This is a genomic window from Spirochaetota bacterium (assembly GCA_038043445.1).
Taxonomy (GTDB): Bacteria; Spirochaetota; Brachyspiria; order Brachyspirales; family JACRPF01; genus JBBTBY01.
This window is the reverse complement of record JBBTBY010000143.1, coordinates 20041-39988: the sequence shown is the minus strand read 5'-3', so window position 1 is coordinate 39988 and position 19948 is coordinate 20041. Positions and strand designations below refer to the sequence as shown.

At 55.2% G+C, this 19948-nt stretch carries 19 protein-coding genes, 2 tRNA genes and 1 other RNA gene; 13 read left to right on the top strand and 9 right to left on the bottom strand.

Annotated features, from left to right (window positions below):
• The 5 genes from AABZ39_18715 to AABZ39_18695 all read left to right on the top strand — a co-directional run.
• On the top strand, window positions 1-932 hold a 932-nt coding region (locus AABZ39_18715; protein ID MEK6796813.1), incomplete at its 5' end, for a hypothetical protein.
• Between the two features lie 55 nt (window positions 933-987).
• Window positions 988-2433: an Asp-tRNA(Asn)/Glu-tRNA(Gln) amidotransferase subunit GatA gene (gene gatA, locus AABZ39_18710; GenBank protein ID MEK6796812.1), complete on the top strand. Its 1446-nt coding sequence runs from the start codon at window positions 988-990 to the stop codon at window positions 2431-2433.
• Window positions 2405-3244: a hypothetical protein gene (locus AABZ39_18705; protein MEK6796811.1), complete on the top strand. Its 840-nt coding sequence runs from the start codon at window positions 2405-2407 to the stop codon at window positions 3242-3244. The genes gatA and AABZ39_18705 overlap by 29 nt, the downstream gene beginning before the upstream one ends.
• A gap of 259 nt (window positions 3245-3503) precedes the next feature.
• On the top strand, window positions 3504-4172 hold the full coding sequence (locus AABZ39_18700) for an ABC transporter substrate-binding protein (protein MEK6796810.1): 669 nt from the start codon (window positions 3504-3506) through the stop codon (window positions 4170-4172).
• 7 nt (window positions 4173-4179) lie between these two features.
• Window positions 4180-5970, top strand: a complete 1791-nt coding sequence (locus AABZ39_18695; GenBank protein MEK6796809.1) for an ABC-F family ATP-binding cassette domain-containing protein — start codon at window positions 4180-4182, stop codon at window positions 5968-5970.
• Here AABZ39_18695 and AABZ39_18690 read toward each other — a convergent pair.
• The gene (locus AABZ39_18690) at window positions 5951-6364 is read right to left on the bottom strand and encodes a secondary thiamine-phosphate synthase enzyme YjbQ (protein ID MEK6796808.1); all 414 of its coding nucleotides are present in this window, start codon (window positions 6362-6364) and stop codon (window positions 5951-5953) included. The genes AABZ39_18695 and AABZ39_18690 overlap by 20 nt on opposite strands.
• Entirely contained in the window at window positions 6365-6820 is a 456-nt protein-coding gene (locus AABZ39_18685; GenBank protein ID MEK6796807.1) for a hypothetical protein, read from the bottom strand.
• A 144-nt stretch (window positions 6821-6964) separates the two neighbouring features.
• Between AABZ39_18685 and AABZ39_18680 the strand changes: the two genes are divergently transcribed.
• Window positions 6965-7294, top strand: a complete 330-nt coding sequence (locus AABZ39_18680) for an STAS domain-containing protein (protein MEK6796806.1) — start codon at window positions 6965-6967, stop codon at window positions 7292-7294.
• 60 nt (window positions 7295-7354) lie between these two features.
• On the opposite strand, the gene AABZ39_18675 is transcribed toward AABZ39_18680, so the two are convergent.
• From AABZ39_18675 to AABZ39_18655, 5 genes are read right to left on the bottom strand one after another with little or no spacing between them, the layout of a single operon-like run.
• Entirely contained in the window at window positions 7355-8095 is a 741-nt protein-coding gene (locus AABZ39_18675) for a sulfite exporter TauE/SafE family protein (GenBank protein ID MEK6796805.1), read from the bottom strand.
• A gap of 20 nt (window positions 8096-8115) precedes the next feature.
• The gene (locus AABZ39_18670) at window positions 8116-9345 is read right to left on the bottom strand and encodes an HD-GYP domain-containing protein (protein MEK6796804.1); all 1230 of its coding nucleotides are present in this window, start codon (window positions 9343-9345) and stop codon (window positions 8116-8118) included.
• A gap of 60 nt (window positions 9346-9405) precedes the next feature.
• Entirely contained in the window at window positions 9406-10326 is a 921-nt protein-coding gene (locus AABZ39_18665; GenBank protein ID MEK6796803.1) for a lysophospholipid acyltransferase family protein, read from the bottom strand.
• Window positions 10313-10798, bottom strand: a complete 486-nt coding sequence (locus AABZ39_18660; protein ID MEK6796802.1) for a YfcE family phosphodiesterase — start codon at window positions 10796-10798, stop codon at window positions 10313-10315. The genes AABZ39_18665 and AABZ39_18660 overlap by 14 nt, the downstream gene beginning before the upstream one ends.
• On the bottom strand, window positions 10791-11645 hold the full coding sequence (locus AABZ39_18655) for a shikimate dehydrogenase (protein ID MEK6796801.1): 855 nt from the start codon (window positions 11643-11645) through the stop codon (window positions 10791-10793). The genes AABZ39_18660 and AABZ39_18655 overlap by 8 nt, the downstream gene beginning before the upstream one ends.
• 278 nt (window positions 11646-11923) lie before the next feature.
• On the opposite strand from AABZ39_18655, the gene AABZ39_18650 reads away from it, so the two are divergent.
• The 4 genes from AABZ39_18650 (at window position 11924) to dnaX (ending at window position 13804) form a co-directional block, all read left to right on the top strand.
• Window positions 11924-11997: transfer RNA gene (locus AABZ39_18650), tRNA-Arg, on the top strand.
• Window positions 11998-12012: 15 nt separating this feature from the next.
• Window positions 12013-12095, top strand: a tRNA-Ser gene (locus tag AABZ39_18645).
• Between the two features lie 13 nt (window positions 12096-12108).
• Window positions 12109-12207, top strand: an RNA gene (gene ffs / locus AABZ39_18640) — signal recognition particle sRNA small type.
• Window positions 12208-12250: 43 nt separating this feature from the next.
• A complete protein-coding gene (gene dnaX, locus AABZ39_18635) occupies window positions 12251-13804 on the top strand; it encodes a DNA polymerase III subunit gamma/tau (GenBank protein ID MEK6796800.1) in 1554 nt (517 codons plus the stop codon).
• A 3-nt stretch (window positions 13805-13807) separates the two neighbouring features.
• On the opposite strand, the gene AABZ39_18630 is transcribed toward dnaX, so the two are convergent.
• Window positions 13808-14959, bottom strand: a complete 1152-nt coding sequence (locus AABZ39_18630; GenBank protein MEK6796799.1) for an acyl-CoA dehydrogenase family protein — start codon at window positions 14957-14959, stop codon at window positions 13808-13810.
• Window positions 14960-14970: 11 nt separating this feature from the next.
• On the bottom strand, window positions 14971-16827 hold the full coding sequence (locus AABZ39_18625) for a long-chain fatty acid--CoA ligase (GenBank protein ID MEK6796798.1): 1857 nt from the start codon (window positions 16825-16827) through the stop codon (window positions 14971-14973).
• Between the two features lie 212 nt (window positions 16828-17039).
• On the opposite strand from AABZ39_18625, the gene AABZ39_18620 reads away from it, so the two are divergent.
• The 3 genes from AABZ39_18620 (at window position 17040) to pyrE (ending at window position 19944) form a co-directional block, all read left to right on the top strand.
• Complete coding sequence (locus tag AABZ39_18620) at window positions 17040-18050, top strand: trypsin-like peptidase domain-containing protein (protein ID MEK6796797.1); 1011 nt, start codon at window positions 17040-17042, stop codon at window positions 18048-18050.
• Window positions 18051-18117: 67 nt separating this feature from the next.
• The gene (locus AABZ39_18615; GenBank protein MEK6796796.1) at window positions 18118-19341 is read left to right on the top strand and encodes a hypothetical protein; all 1224 of its coding nucleotides are present in this window, start codon (window positions 18118-18120) and stop codon (window positions 19339-19341) included.
• 21 nt (window positions 19342-19362) lie between these two features.
• On the top strand, window positions 19363-19944 hold the full coding sequence (pyrE, locus tag AABZ39_18610) for an orotate phosphoribosyltransferase (GenBank protein ID MEK6796795.1): 582 nt from the start codon (window positions 19363-19365) through the stop codon (window positions 19942-19944).
• The last annotated feature ends 4 nt before the right edge of the window (window positions 19945-19948 follow it).

The following is a 19948-nucleotide window of genomic DNA, read 5'->3' as shown; positions in this document are numbered from 1 at the left end:
GTGCGATAAAAGCGAAGGCGACCGAAACAGAGACATCATGCTTCTTTGCCGGCGTCAGCTTCATGTATTCGTGGCAGAAGAACGACCTTGAAGTGACGGCGCTCGCGATGAAGGCCATCACCATGTTCGATCACAACGATGCGCTTCTGCCGAAGATCATCAATTGGCTGCTCGTTCGACGCGAGGGGAATTACTGGGTGTCGACGAAAGATACCGCGCTCGTGGTGTTCTCGTTCGCGGAATACCTCGACCGCACCGGCGAAATGGCGTCCGATTACGAATATACGATATCGGTGAATCAGAAGGAGATAATGCAGGGGAAGATAAATCCGCGCACGATAATGGAGGGCGGATATTCGGTGCGTATTCCGGCCACCGGCATCATACCCGGAAAGAACGTCATCACGCTCACGAAAAGCGCCGGGGGGCGGCTCTATCTGTCGCTCGCGCTTTCCTATTTCAATTACGAGAAGGTGATAACCCCCGAGGCGAAGAACATCACGATAACACGCTCGCATGAGGTCATAGCGAAGGTACGCGATGAGAAGGGCAATGTCGTGAAGGAAGAGCGCCGAGCGCTCGCGCAAGGTGTGAATTCCGGCGATGAGATCGAAGTTACGCTTACTGTTGAGGCGAAGGATACGCTCGAATATATCATGATAGAGGATTATATCCCCGCCGGCTGCGAGATCGTGGACCGCGATTCGGTGAACTCATGGTACAGCCACAAGGAATTCCGCGACGAGAAGGCGGTGTTCTTCATAACGAAGTACTACTATCACGGTTCGAAGAAGACGATACAGTATCGCCTCAGGGCCGAGATACCGGGCAAGTTTGAGATACTCCCCGCGCGCGCCGAATCGATGTATTTTCCCGAAGTGCGGGCGAATACTGCTTCATCACGGGTGACGATACTCGAGCGGCGGCCTTGAAAAAACATGTCCCTGTGATAGACTGTCCGTAGAGTCAGTTGTCACAAGGAAAATCATGGCAAGCAACGAGTTATCGATATCCGAACTTACCGAGGCGCTCGCCGCGAAAAAAACATCGGCGGTGGACGCCGTACAGTCCGTATTCAAGGCCATCGATACCGATGACGGCAGTGCGAAGCCGGTAGGCGCATATATAGAACTGTACCGGGAGGAAGCTATTGCCCGGGCGAAGGAATGCGACAAGCGTATTGCCGGCGGCGAGAAGAAACCGCTCCTCGGCGTGCCGATAGCGCTCAAGGATAATATCGCTTTTCAGGGGCATGCGCTTACCTGCGCGTCGAAGATACTTTCCGGGTATGTCGCCCCATACAACGCGCACATCGTCAACAAACTCGTCGATGCAGGTGCGAACATCATCGGGCGCCTCAATATGGATGAATTCGCCATGGGTTCATCGACGGAGAATTCCGCCGTGAAGGTCACACGCAATCCGCATGACCGTGACCGCATACCGGGCGGTTCATCGGGCGGCTGTGCGGCGGCGGTGGCGGCTCACCATGCGTTCGGCAGTTTCGGCAGCGACACCGGCGGTTCTATTCGGCAGCCCGCATCGCTTTGCGGCGTTATCGGGATGAAACCGACGTACGGACTCGTCTCTCGTTATGGCCTCACTGCATTCGGTTCATCACTCGATCAGATAGGCCCGTTCGCAAAGACCATATCGGATACGGCATTGCTCCTCTCGGTCATCGCCGGGCACGATGCGAACGATTCGACATCGGTGAAAAGCGAAACCGTCGATTATCGGGCACATCTCGCTGACAGCATAAAAGGAAAAGTGCTCGGTCTTCCGAAGGAATATTTTGTCACCGGTATACACCCCGACGTGAAGGCCCGCGTCATGGAAGCGACGAAGGTATTCGGATCGCTCGGCGCAAAAATAGAGGAGATATCGCTCCCGCATACTGAGTACGGGGTCAGCGTATATTATATCATCGGCACCGCCGAGGCATCGAGCAATCTCGCCCGCTTCGACGGCGTTCGCTACGGGAAGCGCGCAAAGGATGCCGCGAACCTTCTGTCACTGTACGAGCGTTCACGCACCGACGGGTTCGGCGAGGAGGTGAAGCGGCGCATACTGCTCGGCACCTATGTGCTGAGCTCCGGTTACTACGACGCGTACTACATGAAGGCGCTGAAAGTGCGCACGCTTATCGCGAGGGATTTCACCGATGCGTTCAGGAACGTGGATGCCATTATCGCGCCGACATCGCCGACGACCGCGTTCAAGATCGGCGAGAAGACATCCAATCCGCTTGAGATGTATCTTTCCGACATTTTTACGATAACGGTCAATCTCGCCGGGCTTCCCGCATTGAGCATGCCCTGCGGCGTCGACGGCAACGGCCTGCCCATCGGGCTTCAGCTCATCGGAAAGGCGTTCGACGAGCGCACGGTACTCACCCTCGCCAATGCCTACGAAGCAGCGCGCGGGCGATGATGTGCGGCGGACGCATCCGATGAGAATATCGCTCATTGGTCTCATTGCTCTTTTCGCAGCGTTCGCCGCCGCTGCAGAGGAATATCGCGGCTTCTATGTATCACCGTTCTTCTACTATGGGAATCCGGAACGCAAGAACGAACTCGCCGCCATCCCGGTGTTCGATTACCGATTCACCGAGAACTACAAGGTCGGTGTTCATGTCGAATCCTCGATACCATACATCCCATTCCTCACCGGTTATTTCCTCTTTCGCTATATTTCAGCGTGCGACAATCCGAATTTTCTTGCCGTGCGGCCGGGCAGTACGAACGGTGAAATGTTCCTGAACGTCAAGGACAACGGGTTCGATCTCGGCCTTGGGCTCAATGTGCATCTGATGTGGGACGGCTTCATCGAGATCTATGCCGGCGGCGGGGTGAAATACTCGCTTCTTAATTTCACTACGGACACCAATGCACCGGTCACGAAGAAGGCGCTCTCCGGCATCGGCGGAACGATAATGGCAGGCGTCTATGTGCGTACCTTGTATCCGTTCTATCTTACCGCGAGTGCGGGCATGGATGTACAGAACTATAATGACGGGACCTGGCCGACGCGGGACGCGAATGGTGCTCTTACGAGCGCGATACCGGCCGGGGCGGTCAATTTCACGCACCGTGAATATTTCTTCACGCTCGGCATATCCATGCGTCTTCCGCTGACGAATGCGCCGATGACCAATTGGGGCGATTACCCTGATCCCGCAGTGACGAACACCCGTGCGACGAATCGATCTACGAATACCGGCGGCCGCCAAAGCGTGTGGTAGTGTCCGGAAAAACATCACGCAAGAAAAGAAAACCACTGAGCACACAGAGAATATTTAAGAAGAGAATGATACGGAGTTGGCTTCATTATCAAAAGGTGTTCAATTCATTCGCAGCTCAGCATTCTCTCTGAATTTTCTCCGTGAACTCCGTGGTTTCTCTTCGTGTGAGGGTTTGAAAATTCAGATCAAGTTGACAACCGTTATTACAGCGGATATAATCGATGGAACCAGTTGCTCATTGTGTTGCCGAGGAGACCTCATGAAATATATATGTGTGCTCGTTTGTGCCATTGCGGTTTTTTGCTCAGCGAAGGATATGGTCGTAACATACGAACATTCCGCCGATGCGGTGAACGCGCTCTCGGCCTACCTGAAAAGCTACAGCACCAATGCCGCGACAAAAGAGGTGAAAGAGGCCAATGAGGCGGTCAAGGCGAAGATAGCCGCTGTATTCGACTTCAACCTCTTCGGAGAGGCATCGCTCGGGAAGAACTGGGCCAGGCTCACCAAGGCGGAACAGACGCTTGTCGCCTCGAAGCTTAGAACATGCATCGAGGTGTACGGCTACAAGCGGGCAAGTAGCTTCTTCAATCGGGTGGATGCGATGAACGTGATCGGCACCGTTCCCGTCGGCAGCGCCGATCTCGTGATACAGAGCGGCAGCGTGAAAGCCGGCGATTCCCGCGTGCCGCTTACTGCGGTATACAAGCTGGAAATGGTGGGCGACCGCCGCGTGATAACCGATATCTGGTACGATATCGTCGAGGCGCCGAAAGAAAACGAACGATTCATTAAAAGCATATCCGGATCATCGAAGTGGCTGGTCGCGCTCTACCGCGATCAATTCGATTCCATACTCCGCAAGGAGCGATTGAGCGGCCTCTACAAGCGTATGGATTCGGTCATCGCTCAATACTCAGCGTACTGATTCATCGTTGAAACAGCTATTCGCAGAATCACTCGTAAAACATTACGGGATGCAGCATATTCTCAACGGCGCATCGGTGTGCATCACCGAAGAGGACAGGATCGGCGTCATCGGACGCAACGGTGCGGGAAAAACGACTTTGCTCCGCATCCTGACCGGGCAGGAGGAGCCGGACGAAGGGCGCATCATACGATCGAGCGGACTGCGCATCGGGACGCTCTCGCAGGACGAACCGTATACCGCGGAAGACACGGTGATCGGCTTTCTCATGCATGCATCGCATCGCGAGGAATGGGATTGCGCCCGCATGGCGGCGCGTTTTCAGGTGAAAGGGGACATGCTCCGCTCCCGCATCCGTGCATTGTCCGGCGGCTACCGTATGCGCGTAAAGCTTGCGGCGATGCTCCTCGATGAACCGCATATCATACTCCTCGATGAACCGACGAATTACCTCGATCTGTCCACCCTGATACTCCTTGAGCGTTTTCTTCTGTCATTCAACGGCGGCTACTTCATCATTTCCCATGACCGGCAGTTCCTGAGGACCACCTGCGATAAGACGCTCTCCGTCGAGGACGGTGATGCCGTGTTTTTCCCGGGCGCGGTCGAGGATTACCTTGCCTTCCGCGATGAGGTACGCGAGCAGATGATCGAGGCGAACAAGGCCGTCGAAGAACGCCGCGAGAAGCTCACCTCGTTCATCGAACGGTTCCGCGCGAACGCATCGACAGCATCGCGTGCGCGCTCAAAGATGCGCGAGCTCTCGAAGCTTCTACCCATAGAGATACCGGCAGCCGCGAAGAATGTGCGTATGCGCATACCCGGCGGTGACGAACGACGCGGTACCGCGCTCTCGTCGGACGCGCTTGCCATCGGTTACGGGAAGCATGCCGTCGCACGCAATATACGCCTTGAGATAGCGCGCGGGAGTCATGTTGCCGTGCTCGGCGATAACGGCGAAGGGAAGACCACCCTGATACGGACGCTTGCGGGAGAGCTTCCGTCGCTCGGCGGAACGGTATCGTTCGGTATAGAGACGAAGGTCGCCTACTATGCGCAGCATGTATACGCGTCGCTCCCGGCGGGGAAGACCGTGCAGTCATACCTGGAATCGTGCGCGGGGAAGGATATTCTCGCGCAGGACATACGCGATCTCGCCGGATCATTCCTCTTTCGGGGCGATGCGGTGGAGAAAAACATATCCGTCCTGTCCGGCGGCGAGCGGTCGCGTCTTGCACTTGCGGGGCTCCTGCTCTCGGGGGCGAATATCCTCTTCCTGGACGAGCCGACCAACCATCTCGATTTCGAAACGGTGGAAACGCTCGCGCAGGCGCTTAAGAATTTCACCGGCACCATACTCTTCGTGAGCCATGACCGTACATTCGTCAATCTCATTGCGACCGATATTCTCGAGGTAAAGCGGGGCAGTGTGACGCATTATCCCGGGTCCTACGACGATTATGTCTGGCGTCTTACCCGCGATGCGTCCGACGATGACAGCGATCCTTCCGGCAATGAGAAGCGTGCCTCGTCAGCGGTACCGGAAAAGAAAAAGAACATTGCCGCGGAGCGTCGGCGTGCGATACAGGCGGTCGCGGCCGCGGAGCGTGATCTCAAAGCGTACCAGAATGAGCGCGCGGAGGTCATGACGTTCTTTGAGAGCGGTGCATTCGATGCCTCAAAAAGCGCACGGCTTGCCGAACTTGATTCGCTCATTCGTGATGCGGAAGGTTCCTGGCTCAGACTCTGCGAAGAACTGGAAACGATCGACGGACGTGCTATTCCCCCATCGCCTTGATGATAAGCCGCTTCCCGCGCTGACCGTCGAATTCCGCGTAGAATATCTCCTGCCAAGGACCGAGGTCGAGCTTCCCGTCGGTGACCGGAACAATGACCTGATGATGCGTGAGTATGTTCTTCAGATGCGAATCGCCGTTCGTCTCGCCGGTGCGATGATGCCGGTAGTCATCGCGATACGGCGCCAGGCGTTCGAGCATATCATCGATATCCTTCAATATGCCGCTTTCATTGTCGTTGACGAAAACACCCGCGGTTATATGCATGGCGGACACGAGTACCATGCCCTCGCGTATGCCGCTGTCGCTCACGACCTTTGCGACACGGTCGGTTATCCGTATGTATTCCCTGTGACTTTTCGTATTGAAGGTGATATATTCGGTCTTTGACTTCATTCAGACTTTTGTGGGGGCCTTTTTCGTGGCCGGATTATAGAAATAGAGCGCCAATATCGACTGTACGGGGAACATCGTTACCGATTCCGCGAACATGACAAGGCGGCGAATGAAGATGACCGTTTCATTCTTCACGGTAAAGTGGTTCACGATATACGCGAGACGTACCGCGATATAGATGCCGAAAAGGAGGAGCCAAAGCATATAGAAAAAGCTCCCTGCCTCGGGGAGCGGTACCGCCATTGAATTGCCGACGCTCTGTTGGCCCTGAGCGGCATGCATATAGAGCGGAATGGCGACGGCGTAGAGCACCATGAATACGACATCGAGGATGAGCGTGGCGGTGACGGCGGTGGGGTAGGGGGTGTCGTGATAGAGGGGTTCCTTGCACGACACACAGCGATCGTTCACCTTCTCGTTCTCGGCGCCGCATTTCCTGCACTTGAACTTCGCCATGGCATCATCCTTCTCGATCGATTGAGGGTTTCATAGTATTTCATCGCGGTCAAATGTCAAGAAGACGACCGTCCTCATGGGCAGCTTTCCTTGACAAAATGCCTCGGCAAGTGTGTAATGGAGGTATAGTAATGAAGGTGAAGCATGGAACTGCAGACTGAGATACGTAATGAGATTCATATAGTCATCCTGGCAGGACGTGTTGACGTGCTCTTGGCGCCCGATCTCAAGGCGTCGCTCGATGAACTCATAACACGATCGAAAACGTTCAAGCATCTGTGCATCGATCTTTCGGCAGTGAATTTCCTCGATTCAACGGCCATGGGTGTTTTCATCAACCTCCACAAGACGCTGCGCAAATCGAAGAAGAAATTCTCGCTCTGCGCACCGCAGCCGCAGGTCAGCAAGCTCTTCGATCTCTCCGGGCTTTCGCGTTTCTTCACGATATTCAATTCTCGGGACGATGTGCACTGAGCTTATGGCAACTTCCGATAATGCATATTATGTAAACCTGCCTGTGTATCGTTCTGTACGCTAAAAGAAAAGCTTTATCGCCCCGGCGACGGCCAAGAGCTGTACGACGATCTGGAACACACGCTGCGGGATTCGTTTGACGATGAGTATCCCGGTCACCGCTCCGACGGCTATCGCCGGGAACAGAAGCCCGTTGAACGCGAGTGTTGCCGGCGTGATAAGCCCGAGCGATGCGGAGAACGGCACCTTGAAGCAGTTCACGAAGAAGAAATACCACGAACCGGTACCTATGAATTCCTTTTTCTCAAGCTTCATCGACAGGAGATAGACCACCATGATGGGCCCGGCGGCATTGGCAAGCATGGTCGTTGCCCCGGCGAGTATGCCCATGACGGCGGTGAATACGAGGTTCGTCGGTATCATCTCATCGCGTATGACGCCGACGTCCCGGAGCATATTGAGCGCGACCAGCACGAGGATAAGCGAGGCGATGACGATACGCATCTCATGATCACCGACACGCCCGAGAAGCAGGAATCCCGCGATGACGCCGACGACGGAGAACGGGATGATGCGCAGCAGATGGTTCCACTGAGCGTGTTTGCGGTAATAAATGACGGCAATGATGTCCGCCATGATGAGCATCGGCAGTATGATGCCGGTGGACGCGCGCGCCGGGAATACCGATGCCATGAGAGGCACTACGGCTATGCCGAGCCCGGAAATGCCTGTTTTCGCGATACCGATGAAAAAACCCGAAAGTATGCTTATGGCCCATGATGCCGGGGATAGATCGATCATGTTTGTCCTTTTGAACGCTGCTATTCGATGCCCGATAATACTTCTTTTACGAATTTATCGCGCTTTTCCTTGATATCGATTATCTCGACACCATTGGCGGTCTTTCCATCCTTGTCCTTAACAACCTGCACTATCGGGTACAGGAGCGCTCCCGGGTTCTGGTCAATGACACGTGCGGTGGTCCCGTCGGCAAGCCGGACCATGCTCCCGTTCGGATAGAGCCCCATGACCTGCTGGAACGCCTTGGCGATATTCATGTCGAAATGGCTGCCCGCCTCACCCATTATCATCTGCACTGCCTTGTACGGCGGGAACGGCGGTCGATAGCGGTCATTCGTGACCAATGCGCTGTATACGTCGCAAATGGCGATAACCTTGCTCACGGTCATTATCGATGCGCCGGCGGCTTTTGACGGGTAACCGTTGCCGTTGATCCATTCATGATGCTGCAATACCACCTGCGATACTTTCGGATCGACGTCCTGTTTGACTATCCTGTTGTACCCGTCAAGGGGATGCTGTTTAACCTTTTCGCGCTCGGACTCCGTAAGCTTTCCCTTTTTTTCCAGTATCTCAGCCGGTATCGTTGAAAGGCCGATATCGTGCATGAGGCCGCCAAATCCGAGCAGTGCAACCTCCGTGTAATGAAGGTTCATCGATTTCCCTACGAGGACCGCCAGTGAGGACACATCGACACTGTGCTGATAGGTATAGTGGCTCGCATTTTTTATGACGCTCAGGTTCAGGAACGCCTGCTGGTTCTTATATATCTCCGCGATAAGTGCATTGATCTCATCTTTCATGCTCTTGAAATCGAGCTTCCCGTCGCCCCGCACTTTCTGGAATATCTGCATGGTCTTCTCAACGGTCTTGCCCTTGAGCTCGATCGCCTGTGCGCTGTCGATGCGGAGTATCGTCTTGCCCGCCTCTTCGGTGAAATTGCGGTCAATGATCTCCTGCTTCGCGTTAGTAACGAGATCCGTTATCACTACCGCCGGGCGCGGCCGCTCTGGTGCGGATGAGGCGGCGGCAACGACAGGCGCAGCCCGCGGCTCTTCGGCCGCGGGGGCGGGTTCTTTTATTATCTTGACGAATACGTACGAGACCTCGTGTTTCTTGAGCGTATCGATCATTTTTTCCGACAAGACCGTATCCGCTTCGATGAGCGTTGCATTATTACGTTCACTGCTCACCGCAGCGCCGATGATCATCCCTGCCTTGAGCTGTTCCAGTTCACATCGTTCGAGCACGACCGCCTCCGGGCAGACCTTATTATACGGACATCATACTGAAAGAGCAGGCAAAGTCAACTATTTCCCTTTTATTTCCTCGGGGGGACGTGTGCTCCAGCGCCCATGCGCCCACATCCATTGTTCCGGATGCTGCCGTATCAGGTCCTCGAATATCTTCGTATATTTTGCGGTAGTATACCGTATCGTTTCCTCATCGTTCTCTTTTATCTCGAGCTCGACGATATCGCCGAACGTCGCCGTGTGCGTACCGTCGGGGTTGCGCAGATCATATGTGACGAGCAGTTTTGCGCCCGTTTTCATGGCGAATTGCACCGGCCCTTTCGCCGTAGCGGCGAGCTTCCCGAAGAACGGCACGAACACACCGCCCGCAGCCCAGTTCTGGTCAATGAGGAACGCAACGGGATTATTCGTCCGAAGCGCATCGAATATCATGCGCAGCGCCTTGTCCCGCGGCACTATGATTATTCCTTTAGCCTCACGCGCTGTTTTCGCCATCCACTGGAACAGCGGATTGTCCATACGTCGGTTCACGCCGTACACAGGATGCCCTTTTATCCCCGTTATCATACCCGGTATCTCGGGATTGCCCAGATGCGCGGCCAAAGCGATAAGCCCCTTCCCTTCCGCGAGTATTTTCTCCACCACTTCGTAATTGACGACACGCACAAGCTTCTTCTCGATGCGCTTGCTCGAGAAACGTATCGGAAATACGAATGCTTCTACGAAATACATGACCATATGCTCGAAGGATCGTATCGCCATCGCACGGATCTTTTCCTTGTCCCAGTCAGGGAAGGCGAGCGAGAGCCCATAGAGCGCGTCGTTGCGCGCTTCTTCTGCGAAGCGGAACGCGATGCGCCCGACCAGGCGCGAGAACCATAACGTAAAACGATACGGCAGCAGCATGAAAAGCCCTATCAGGAATAACGCCGGAATGAATTCAATGATCGTTATCGGGAGCGGTTTATTGTTCGCCAAGAGTTATCTCCTTGAATTCCACAGCATATCCTTTTTCAGAAAAAACCGCCACAAGGTATTCCCCCCGCGCGCCATGACCCGGATTGATGAGCTTGACACCGTTCTCATCGGAATGGGTTCGTTCATGCGTGTGACCGAAAAACCCGAGGGGCGCCTCGCTCCGTATCACCTTCGACCGGAGCGATGTAAGCGTTTGCTTCACATTGTACGAGTCGCCGTGTGCAGCAACCACCCCTACCCCGCCGAACGTACTTTCGAGCGTCCGCGGATGCCCGCGCGCGGCATCGCAATTGCCGTTCACGCAGTGCCGTTCTATATGCATCGGTATCTCGGCTGTCATGAGATCGGATATACCGTCGCCGAGATGCATTATCCCATGGATGTCCGGTTCGCTCGCTACCATTTTTTCAATGGCATCGATATTCCCGTGCGTATCGGAGACAACGAGCAGTTTGTAGGTCCTGTTATCCATGGTCCCTCCGCGCAAGCTCACGTGACAGCACCGTATCAACTGCATCTGTCGGGAACGGCATCTTCGTCCACAATTCGAATTGTACCGCCGCCTGATGCAGGAGCATTTTATATCCATACACGATCTTCGCCCCGCGTGTGCGCGCATACCGGAGAAGGAGCGTATCCTTCGGCGTATAGACGATGTCGAAGACGACGTGCCTCTGCATGATGCAGTCTTCCGGTATCGGGGAGGCATTCACTTCGGGATGCATACCCACGGATGTCGTATTGATGATAATATCGGCAGCGGCGCATCGCTCCCTCACCGCATCCGAGAACAGCATGCCGTCGCAAACGATCACGCCCCCCATCGACGCGATGAAAGCGTTTACTTTATTCCTGTCACGACCAACAATGGTTATCTTTGACGGCGCCTCATCGCGGAGAGCCGACAGGATGCCCGATGTGCTCCCGCCGTTCCCGAGGACCACGATGTTTTTCCCGGCTATGGGCGAACACTCTTTCAGCGCACGGACGGCCCCGTATCCGTCGGAGCTGTAGCCGGTTAGCTTCCCGTGATCATACACGATGGTATTCACCGAGCCGGCGAGCCGCGCGGCTGGATCGACAGCATCGAGGAACGGAATCACCGAGCGCTTGAATGGTATCGTCACCGATGCACCGCGAATGGATAATGCGCGCATGCCGGCGACCGCATCCTCGATATCGTTCACGAGGAACGGTATATACACCCAGTTCAATTTCATTCGGGCGAACGCGTGATTATGCATGAGCGGAGAAAGCGTATGCTCAATGGGATTGCCTATGACGCAGGCGACCTGGGTATTACCATCAATGGTCTTCATTATCGGGCTCGTCTGCATTGTAAGACAAATCCCCGGAAATGCAATATTTCGATCGCTCCAGATCATGACAAAAGACATGAAAAACCACGGAGATCACCGAGGAAAGGCCGAGAGTACACAGAGAGAGAAAATAAAATATCACCCGTTGGGTTAAAACCAATACCCGCTATTTCTCTGTGTTCTCCTGTCTTTTCTCTGTGGTTGCGTTTTTATTTCATGCGGGCATTGATATTTTTCCGAGTTCTTGATATAGTGCACTCCTTAATTTTCCTTAAGACGTGCCTGTAGCTCAGCTGGATAGAGCATCAGATTGCGGTTCTGAGGGTCGGAGGTTCAAATCCTCTTAGGCACGCAGCGATTGGAAGCGGGAGAGTTGTCCGAGTGGTTGAAGGAGCACGCCTGGAAAGCGTGTGTGCGCAAGCACCGTGGGTTCGAATCCCACATTCTCCGAAACCCTTATGAACGGTAGGACGTTCACGGCGGACTGACGGCAAACCCGCCAGGGCCGGAAGGCAGCAACGGTACGACGATGAGTACGTGCGCTGGACTTATCTTACCGTTTTTAAGGGCTTTTTTTGACCATACGTACCACTACCGAGGGTGATGTGGCATATAAAGTGATCGCGCGAAAGTACCGCCCCACGGTCTTTACCGAAGTGATCGGACAGGAGCATATCACCGAGACGATAGCGCGAAGTATTGCCGCCGGCAAGCATGCACATGCCTATCTCTTCTCGGGACCGCACGGTGTCGGAAAGACATCGCTTGCACGCATCATTGCGAAAGCGCTTAACTGTGAACAGGGGCCGACGGACAAGCCCTGCGGCGTCTGTTCGTCCTGCACGCAGATAGCCGACGGGAACCCGCTCGATGTGATAGAGATAGACGGCGCATCGAATCGCGGTATCGATAATATCAGAGAAATAATAGAAACGGTACGCATATCCCCCGCCGCCGGGAAATTCAAGATATACATCATCGATGAAGTGCATCAGATAACCGTCGAGGCGTTCAACGCGCTCCTCAAAACGCTCGAGGAGCCGCCGTCGCACATCGTGTTCATACTTGCAACGACGGAAGCGGAGAAGGTGCTCCCGACGGTGAGGAGCCGCTGCCAGCAGTATCGCTTCAAAACGCTTTCCATCGGCGACCTTGAACAGATACTGAAAAAGATACTCGAGAATGAAAAGGTATCCTACGATGCGGAAGCGATATTCCTTATCGCAAAGCACTCCCGCGGGTCGGTACGCGACAGCGAAACGATACTGGAAAAGATGATTGCGTATACGTCCGCGAGCGGGCATATCAGTGCGCAGGATGTTCTTGCCGTGGTCGGAAGCAATAATTTCGGGCTTGTGAAAAAACTTTTCAGCGCCATGACCGAGCAGGACAAGCCGGCATACTTCGCTCTTATTGCCGAGCTCCGTGAGAGCGGCGTCGATATACGTACGTACCTTGCGAACATCATCGAGTATCTGCGCGTATCGCTTCTCATGAAAAGCGGCATCTCCGATGCGCGCATACTGGAGATACCCGATTCCGAGCGTGAAGAGATGGCCCCGTTCGTGGCTGCATTCGATGACCGTGAACTTGAGAACATCGTCGATTACACCCTCGGGCTCGATTATCAGGTGCGCATGGCGAACGATCCCATGCTCATATTCGAGCTCAGGGCGTTGAAGCTCTTGAACCCGTCCAATCTCATTCAGCCGGCCGATCTATTGTCCGCGCCCGCCGCGGCATACACGCCGCCCCCCGCACCCGTGCGAAACGCATCGCACGTCGTGCAGCCCGCAGCACCGGCCGCGCCCGCCGCTGCTGCAGCGGAAGTAGCATCCGGCGAGGACAGCAAGCAGCGTTTCTTCAAAGCAGTGCTCGCGTCGATAAGCAAGATCAGCCCCTCGATATACAGCTACCTTTCACAGGGGAATGCGGTGGGGAAAGACGGCGTTAAGCTCATCGTGTCGCTCCCGGCAAATATCCTTTCGCTTATTGAGCAGGATAAACGTGCGAAGGATGTCATAAAGCAGGCCATTGCGGAGAACACGAGCCGCGCCGATATTGAATTCATTTTTGTCGCCGCGGAAAAAGCACAGTCGGACCAATTCGATAAGCTGAAAGAGATGTTCAACGGGACGATCATCGATTCGCAGCAGTGACCGCTATCCTTTTATCATGCGAAGCGCGATGATATTCCGCTGTATCTGGTTCGTACCCTCGTATATCTGCGTCACCTTTGCGTCGCGCATGAAGCGCTCCACCTCGAATACGCGCATGTATCCCCACCCGCCGTATATCTGCACCGCATCTGTTGTCACCTGCATCGCCGTGTCCGAAGCGAACACCTTCGCGGCGGCAGCCGCAGCGCTCACTTCCCTGTCGCCGCGCACCACCATATCGATGACCGCATAGGTCAGCGCCCGTGCCGCTTCGACCTTGATCTCCATATCGGCGAGCATCCACTGTATCCCCTGGAACGTGCTTATCGTTTTTCCGAACTGCTCGCGCTTTTTTGCGTACCGTAATGCGAGATCGAGCGCCCCCTGCGCAATGCCGACGGCCTGCGCTGCCACCCCCGGACGCGAATGCTCAAAGGTGCGTATCGCGTGGATAAATCCCATATTCTCCTTGCCGCCGATGAGATTTTCTGCCGGCACCGCCACATGATCGAAAGCGATATTGCAGGTGGCGCTGGCGCGTATGCCCATCTTCTTATGCGGCTCGCCGAATTTCATACCCGGCGCGCCCTTCTCTATAATGAACGATGAAATACCGCGTGGGCCGCGACTCTTATCGGTAACAGCGAACACTGAATAGATGTCCGATTGCCCTGCATTCGTTATGAACCGTTTGGCCCCGGAGATGATATAGTTGTCGCCATCGCGCATCGCCGTCGTTTCGAGCGTTCCGGCATCCGAACCCGCCCCCGGTTCTGACAATGCGAATGATGCTAACTTCTCACCGCGGGCTATCGGCGTCAGGTATTTCAGCTTCTGCTCGTGGGTGCCGTAGAGTATTATCGGCAGTGCGCCGAGCAGCGTCGCCGCAAATGCCGTCGAGGCCGCACCGTCGATACGGGCTATCTCCTCGGTGGCGAGACAGAATTCGAATATCCCGAGGCCCATGCCGCCGTACTCCTTTGGGATGCTTATGCCGAAAAGCCCTTCCCTGCCGAGCGCGAATATCGCTTCGCGCGGGAACGCTTCGCTTTCATCGAGCTCGCGGGCTATCGGTGCGATATATTCCCGGGCCAGTTCGCGGGCGAGCTTCTGTATCCGTTCCTGATCGGCCGTCAGTGATCGTGTGACCAGCATGGTACTACTCCTTATCCCCGTGCGGGATACATCCTCGAGATCACGTCGCGATATTTCTCCGCGATCAGATTGCGTTTCATCTTCATCGACTGCGTAAGGAGCCCGTTCTCAATGCTGAACGGCTCTTCGACGAGCGAAAAGCGCACGATGCGCTCGTAACTTTTTACCCGTGCGAGCGAGTTCACCAATCGCTCTATCTCAGCCTTTATCATTTCATATGTTCCCGCATGGGCGATGATATCCTTGTGGGAAACAGCTGTACCGTCGCCGAAATGATGCGACAGATTGTCCGCATTCGGCACTATAAGCGCTGTGATATATTCCTTATCCTGACCGGCGAGCATCGCCTGCTCGATGAACGGCGACTCGGTGAGTTTGTCTTCGATCGGCACCGGCTCGACATTCTCCCCGCTGACAAGCACTATCGTTTCCTTCTCGCGGCCTATTATCACCACATGCCCCTGCTTCGTTATCGCGCCGATATCGCCGGTATTGAACCATCCGTTCACGATGACCGTAGCCGTACGCTCCGGTTCCTTGTAATATCCGCGCATGACATTGGGGCCTTTCACCCAGAGAACCCCGACGTCGCCATCAGGGAGTTTTTTGCCGTCGGCACCGCGTACTTCGACCGCTACCCCGGGAACGGGCTTGCCCGCAGTACCGCGTATGTTCTCCTCGATCAGCCGTACGGTGAGCACCGGCGATGTCTCGGTTATCCCCCACCCTACCGCGAGCGGAACTCCTGCTGCCTCGAAGAAATCCTCGGCATACATCGGGAGCGCGCCGCCGCCGGATATCGTAAGCCTGAGCCTGCCGCCGGTGGCATGCTGCAGTTTTGCATATACCAGTTTTCCTGCGAGCGCATGGAAGAGACCGTCGAACGGACCGGGATGAAGCTCCTTCATGTGAGCGCGGACCGTATCATCCCTGTACAATATCATTTCATTGCGCATGAGGCGCCGGTAGCGGATATACCGCAAGGAATGCCTGATAAGAAATTGCGCGAGCGGCCGTTTGAGCCCGTGCTCACGGTGTATCCGCGTCATCACCGTGCGGTGCATATTTATCCATATCGCCGGTACTGAGATGAACACCGTCGGCCGCTCTTCGGCAAGATCGGTGCGCACATCGCGCTTGCTGCTGTAAACGGAAAATGCGCCGACAGAAACGACCGCATAGCATATCATCCGCTCATAGATATGCCATATCGGCAGTATCGAAACGAGCTTGTCTGCGGCGGAAAGTGCGACCATGCCGGGGAGCGCCTCGACATTATGGAGGATATTGCCGTGTTCGAGCATGACGCCCTTGGGAATGCCTGTTGTTCCGGATGTGTAAATTATCGTTGCGAGGTCCTTGCGCGAAACCGACGCTGCCGAACGGCGATAGAACGCCATATCGTCCCCGTTCGCCGCTTTGCCCTCTTCGATCAGCGCTGCGAACGAAAGCACCGGGGATCCGGCGTCATCGAACATTATCACCGGCACTGCCGGCGGCAGGACATCGCGAATTTTATCAAGGACGCGCGTATTCTCTACGATGACCGCCGCGGCATCGGAATGGGTCACTATATACGTGAGTTCCTCGCGCGTGGAATCGGTCGACCGCGGTATATCGGCGCCGCCGAGCCCGAGTATCGCAAGGTCCGCGATAAGCCATTCGTATCGATTCTCCGAGAATATTGCTATATGCTTCCCTGCAAGCCCGCGCATGGCAAGGGCTTTTGCGAACGCATTGACCGATCCGTATAGTTCCCCATAGGTGATGTTCGCCTTTGTACCGTCCTTTTTCCGGTATCGCAGGGCGTTCTTCTCACTGTGGCTATCCACCGTTTTTACGAACATATCGGCAAGTGAGTTGTACATGGTACCCCTCCTTAAGAAGCGCATCGCCGGCACTTTTTGAGCGCATGCGCGATGCGCCGTTTCTATCTGAAAAAGAGCTGCTATCCGATTACAATATAGGAATCGAAGGGGCGAAGTCAAACTCCCGCGCAGCCCTCCGCGAAACCCTTTACCGCACGGGGATTTTTTATTACCCTTTCTACGAATACAAACCCGGACGAACGGAGCAGTACATGACATCGCGGCGTCGGCTAACGCTTACCAATGCGAGATCGCACAGGACAACGATCGATGATGAAGAAGCGTTCGACGCATATTCACATGCCGTCATTCGTGCGGTAGACCGCGTCGGACCATCCGTGGTGCACGTAATAATCAAGAACGGCGAACGCATACCGCCCCCGGAGGATAATTCCGAAGGCGGCAGCGGTTCGGGGTTCATTTTCACCCCCGACGGATTCATCATCACCAACAGCCATGTCGTGCACGGTGCCAATGCCATTGATGCTTTACTGCCCTCGGGCGAACGCCACGAAGCGGAGATCATCGGTGATGACCCTCATTCCGATATCGCTGTCATCCGCATCCATGGCGCATCGGCGCTCCCGTACGCACCGCTCGGTGATTCAAGGAAGCTCCGCGTAGGGCAGCTTGTCATCGCCATCGGCAATCCCTACGGCTTCCAAAGCACGGTCACCGCCGGCGTTATAAGCGCGCTCGGCCGATCGTTTCGTTCGCGATCGGGGCGGCTCATCGACAATATCATCCAAACCGATGCATCGCTCAATCCCGGCAATTCAGGCGGCCCGCTCGTAACATCGCACGGCGAGGTCATCGGCGTGAATACGGCGATCATCAGCGCGGCGCAAGGCATATGTTTCGCCATCCCCTCGGCAAGCGCGGAATTCAGTGCGCTCCACCTCATGCGCGAGGGGCGCATACGCCGCGGATATCTGGGCATCGGCGGACAGGATGTCCCGCTGCATAGAAAAGTAATACGCTATTTCGAACTTCCCGTCGAGCATGGCATCCGCATCATATCCATGGAGAAAGGAACGCCGGCATCGCGCGCGGGGCTCATCATCGGCGATATTATCGTCGCGTTCAATGACCACGCCATCGACAGCGTCGATTCCCTGCATCGTGTGCTTGGAGAGGATACTATCGGGAAGAAATGCGTCGTTACGGTCATTCGCGACAACAGGCGGATATCATCGGCCGTTTTCCCATCGGAAAGCGGCTGAACGCCTGTTGACGTTGACAAAATACACCTATCTTCTATAATGCGTTCACTCTTGCTTGGAGGACGTCATGAAACATCTATCGATATTGCTTCTTGCGGGCATCGCCGTGGTATTCATATCATGCGGCGGCGACCAGAAGAGCGTCAAACAGACGCCGAAGGTCGTCAATGGTCCGTATACGGAAAAATATGACGACGGCAAGATAAAAGAACAGGGCATCATGAGCAATGCGATGCGCAACGGCCCCGCAACCACCTTTTTCAAGAGCGGTAAAAAAGAATCCGAGGGCGTCTACGAGAACGATACGAAGAACGGGAAATGGACGTTCTATCACGAGAACGGCGCAACGAGCATCATCGTCATCTATAAAAGCGATAAACTGGAAGGTCCGACGACGCGCTACTACGACACCGGCTCAAAGCTCATCGACGGACAGTACGGTGCTGATGAGCGGCAGGGATTGTGGAAAGAGTATCACCCGGATGGAAAGACCGTCTCCTCACTGACAACGTATAAGGACGGCAAGAGAACGGGTGATTTCAAGGCCTTCGACGATAAAGGCACGATGGCATATTCCGGGACCTTCGAGCGCGGCATGTCAAACGGCGTGTGGCTGCGCTATGAGAACAACTCCGTGCTTGAAAAGATACGCTTCGCGGACAATGTTACCAACGGCGTCTCCGAGTTCTACTATCCCGGCGCGGGCGTATCACAGAGGTCCACGTTCGCAAGCAATGTCCTTGACGGCGCATCGTCCTCCTATTATTCGAACGGGAGCGTCATGTCGGAAGGCAATTATGTGAAAGGCAAGCAGGAAGGGACTTGGAAATTCTACAGCAAGGATGGATCGCTCTTCATGCAGGGGCCGTATAAGGCCGGCAAGAAGGAAGGCGAATTCACCGAATACTACCCCAGCGGCAAAGTTCGTGCAAAAGGCATGTACGAAGGCAGCAAGAAGATGGGCGTGTGGAATTACTATCTTGAGACCGGTGCCCTCGATAAGCAGCCGGACTTCAAGAGCGCAAGCATAAAACACTGTGTGTTCTATAAGAACGGAGCAAAGGATTTCGAGGTGCAGTTCCTCGCCGCGTTCGAGGACAGGAATTTCAGCGAGCTTGTCGAAAAGAACTACAACGGCAAATTCATCAGATACGGCGCGAACGGAAAGCCGATCGAAGAAGGACTGTACAAGACCGGCATGAAACACGGTGTCTGGAAGACCTACGATGCGGGCGGGAATGCATCGACAGAGCAGTGGATACTCGGCGAGAAAAAGGAATCCCTGCGTTAACAGATCAGGACAAGGATGATTATGCGAACCGATGAGACCCTCCTCTCGATGCTGCGCGTAAGCGGCGCGCTCCTCGAAGGACATTTCCTCCTCTCAAGCGGCCTGCACTCGGACCGCTACGTGCAATGTGCCAGGCTCACCATGTATCCGGAACACAACACCTATGTATCGGCCCATCTTGCCGCGCTCTATCAGGGCGAGAAGATAGATGTCGTCATCGGCGGGGCGTTCGGCGGCATCATCATCGCGTACGGTATAGCGCGTGAACTCGGTGTACGCACCATGTTCGCCGAGCGCGTCGACGGCGTGTTCAGCCTCCGCCGCGGGTTCTCCATAGCGCCGGGCGAGCGCGTGCTCATCGCCGAAGACGTATGCACCCCCGGGAAAAGCATTCTCGAGGTGAAAGAGCTCGTCGATAAGCACGGCGGCATCACCGTCGGTGCGGCCGTCATCGTCGACCGCGGACAGCCCGAGGGCGCGGATCTCGGCATACGCAAGGAATGGCTCCATTCGGTCGAGGCTACATCGTGGAAAGCAGATGCCTGCGCGCTCTGTAAAAGCGGCAGTACGCCGGTAAAGCCGGGCAGCCGCAGGAACACATAGCGCC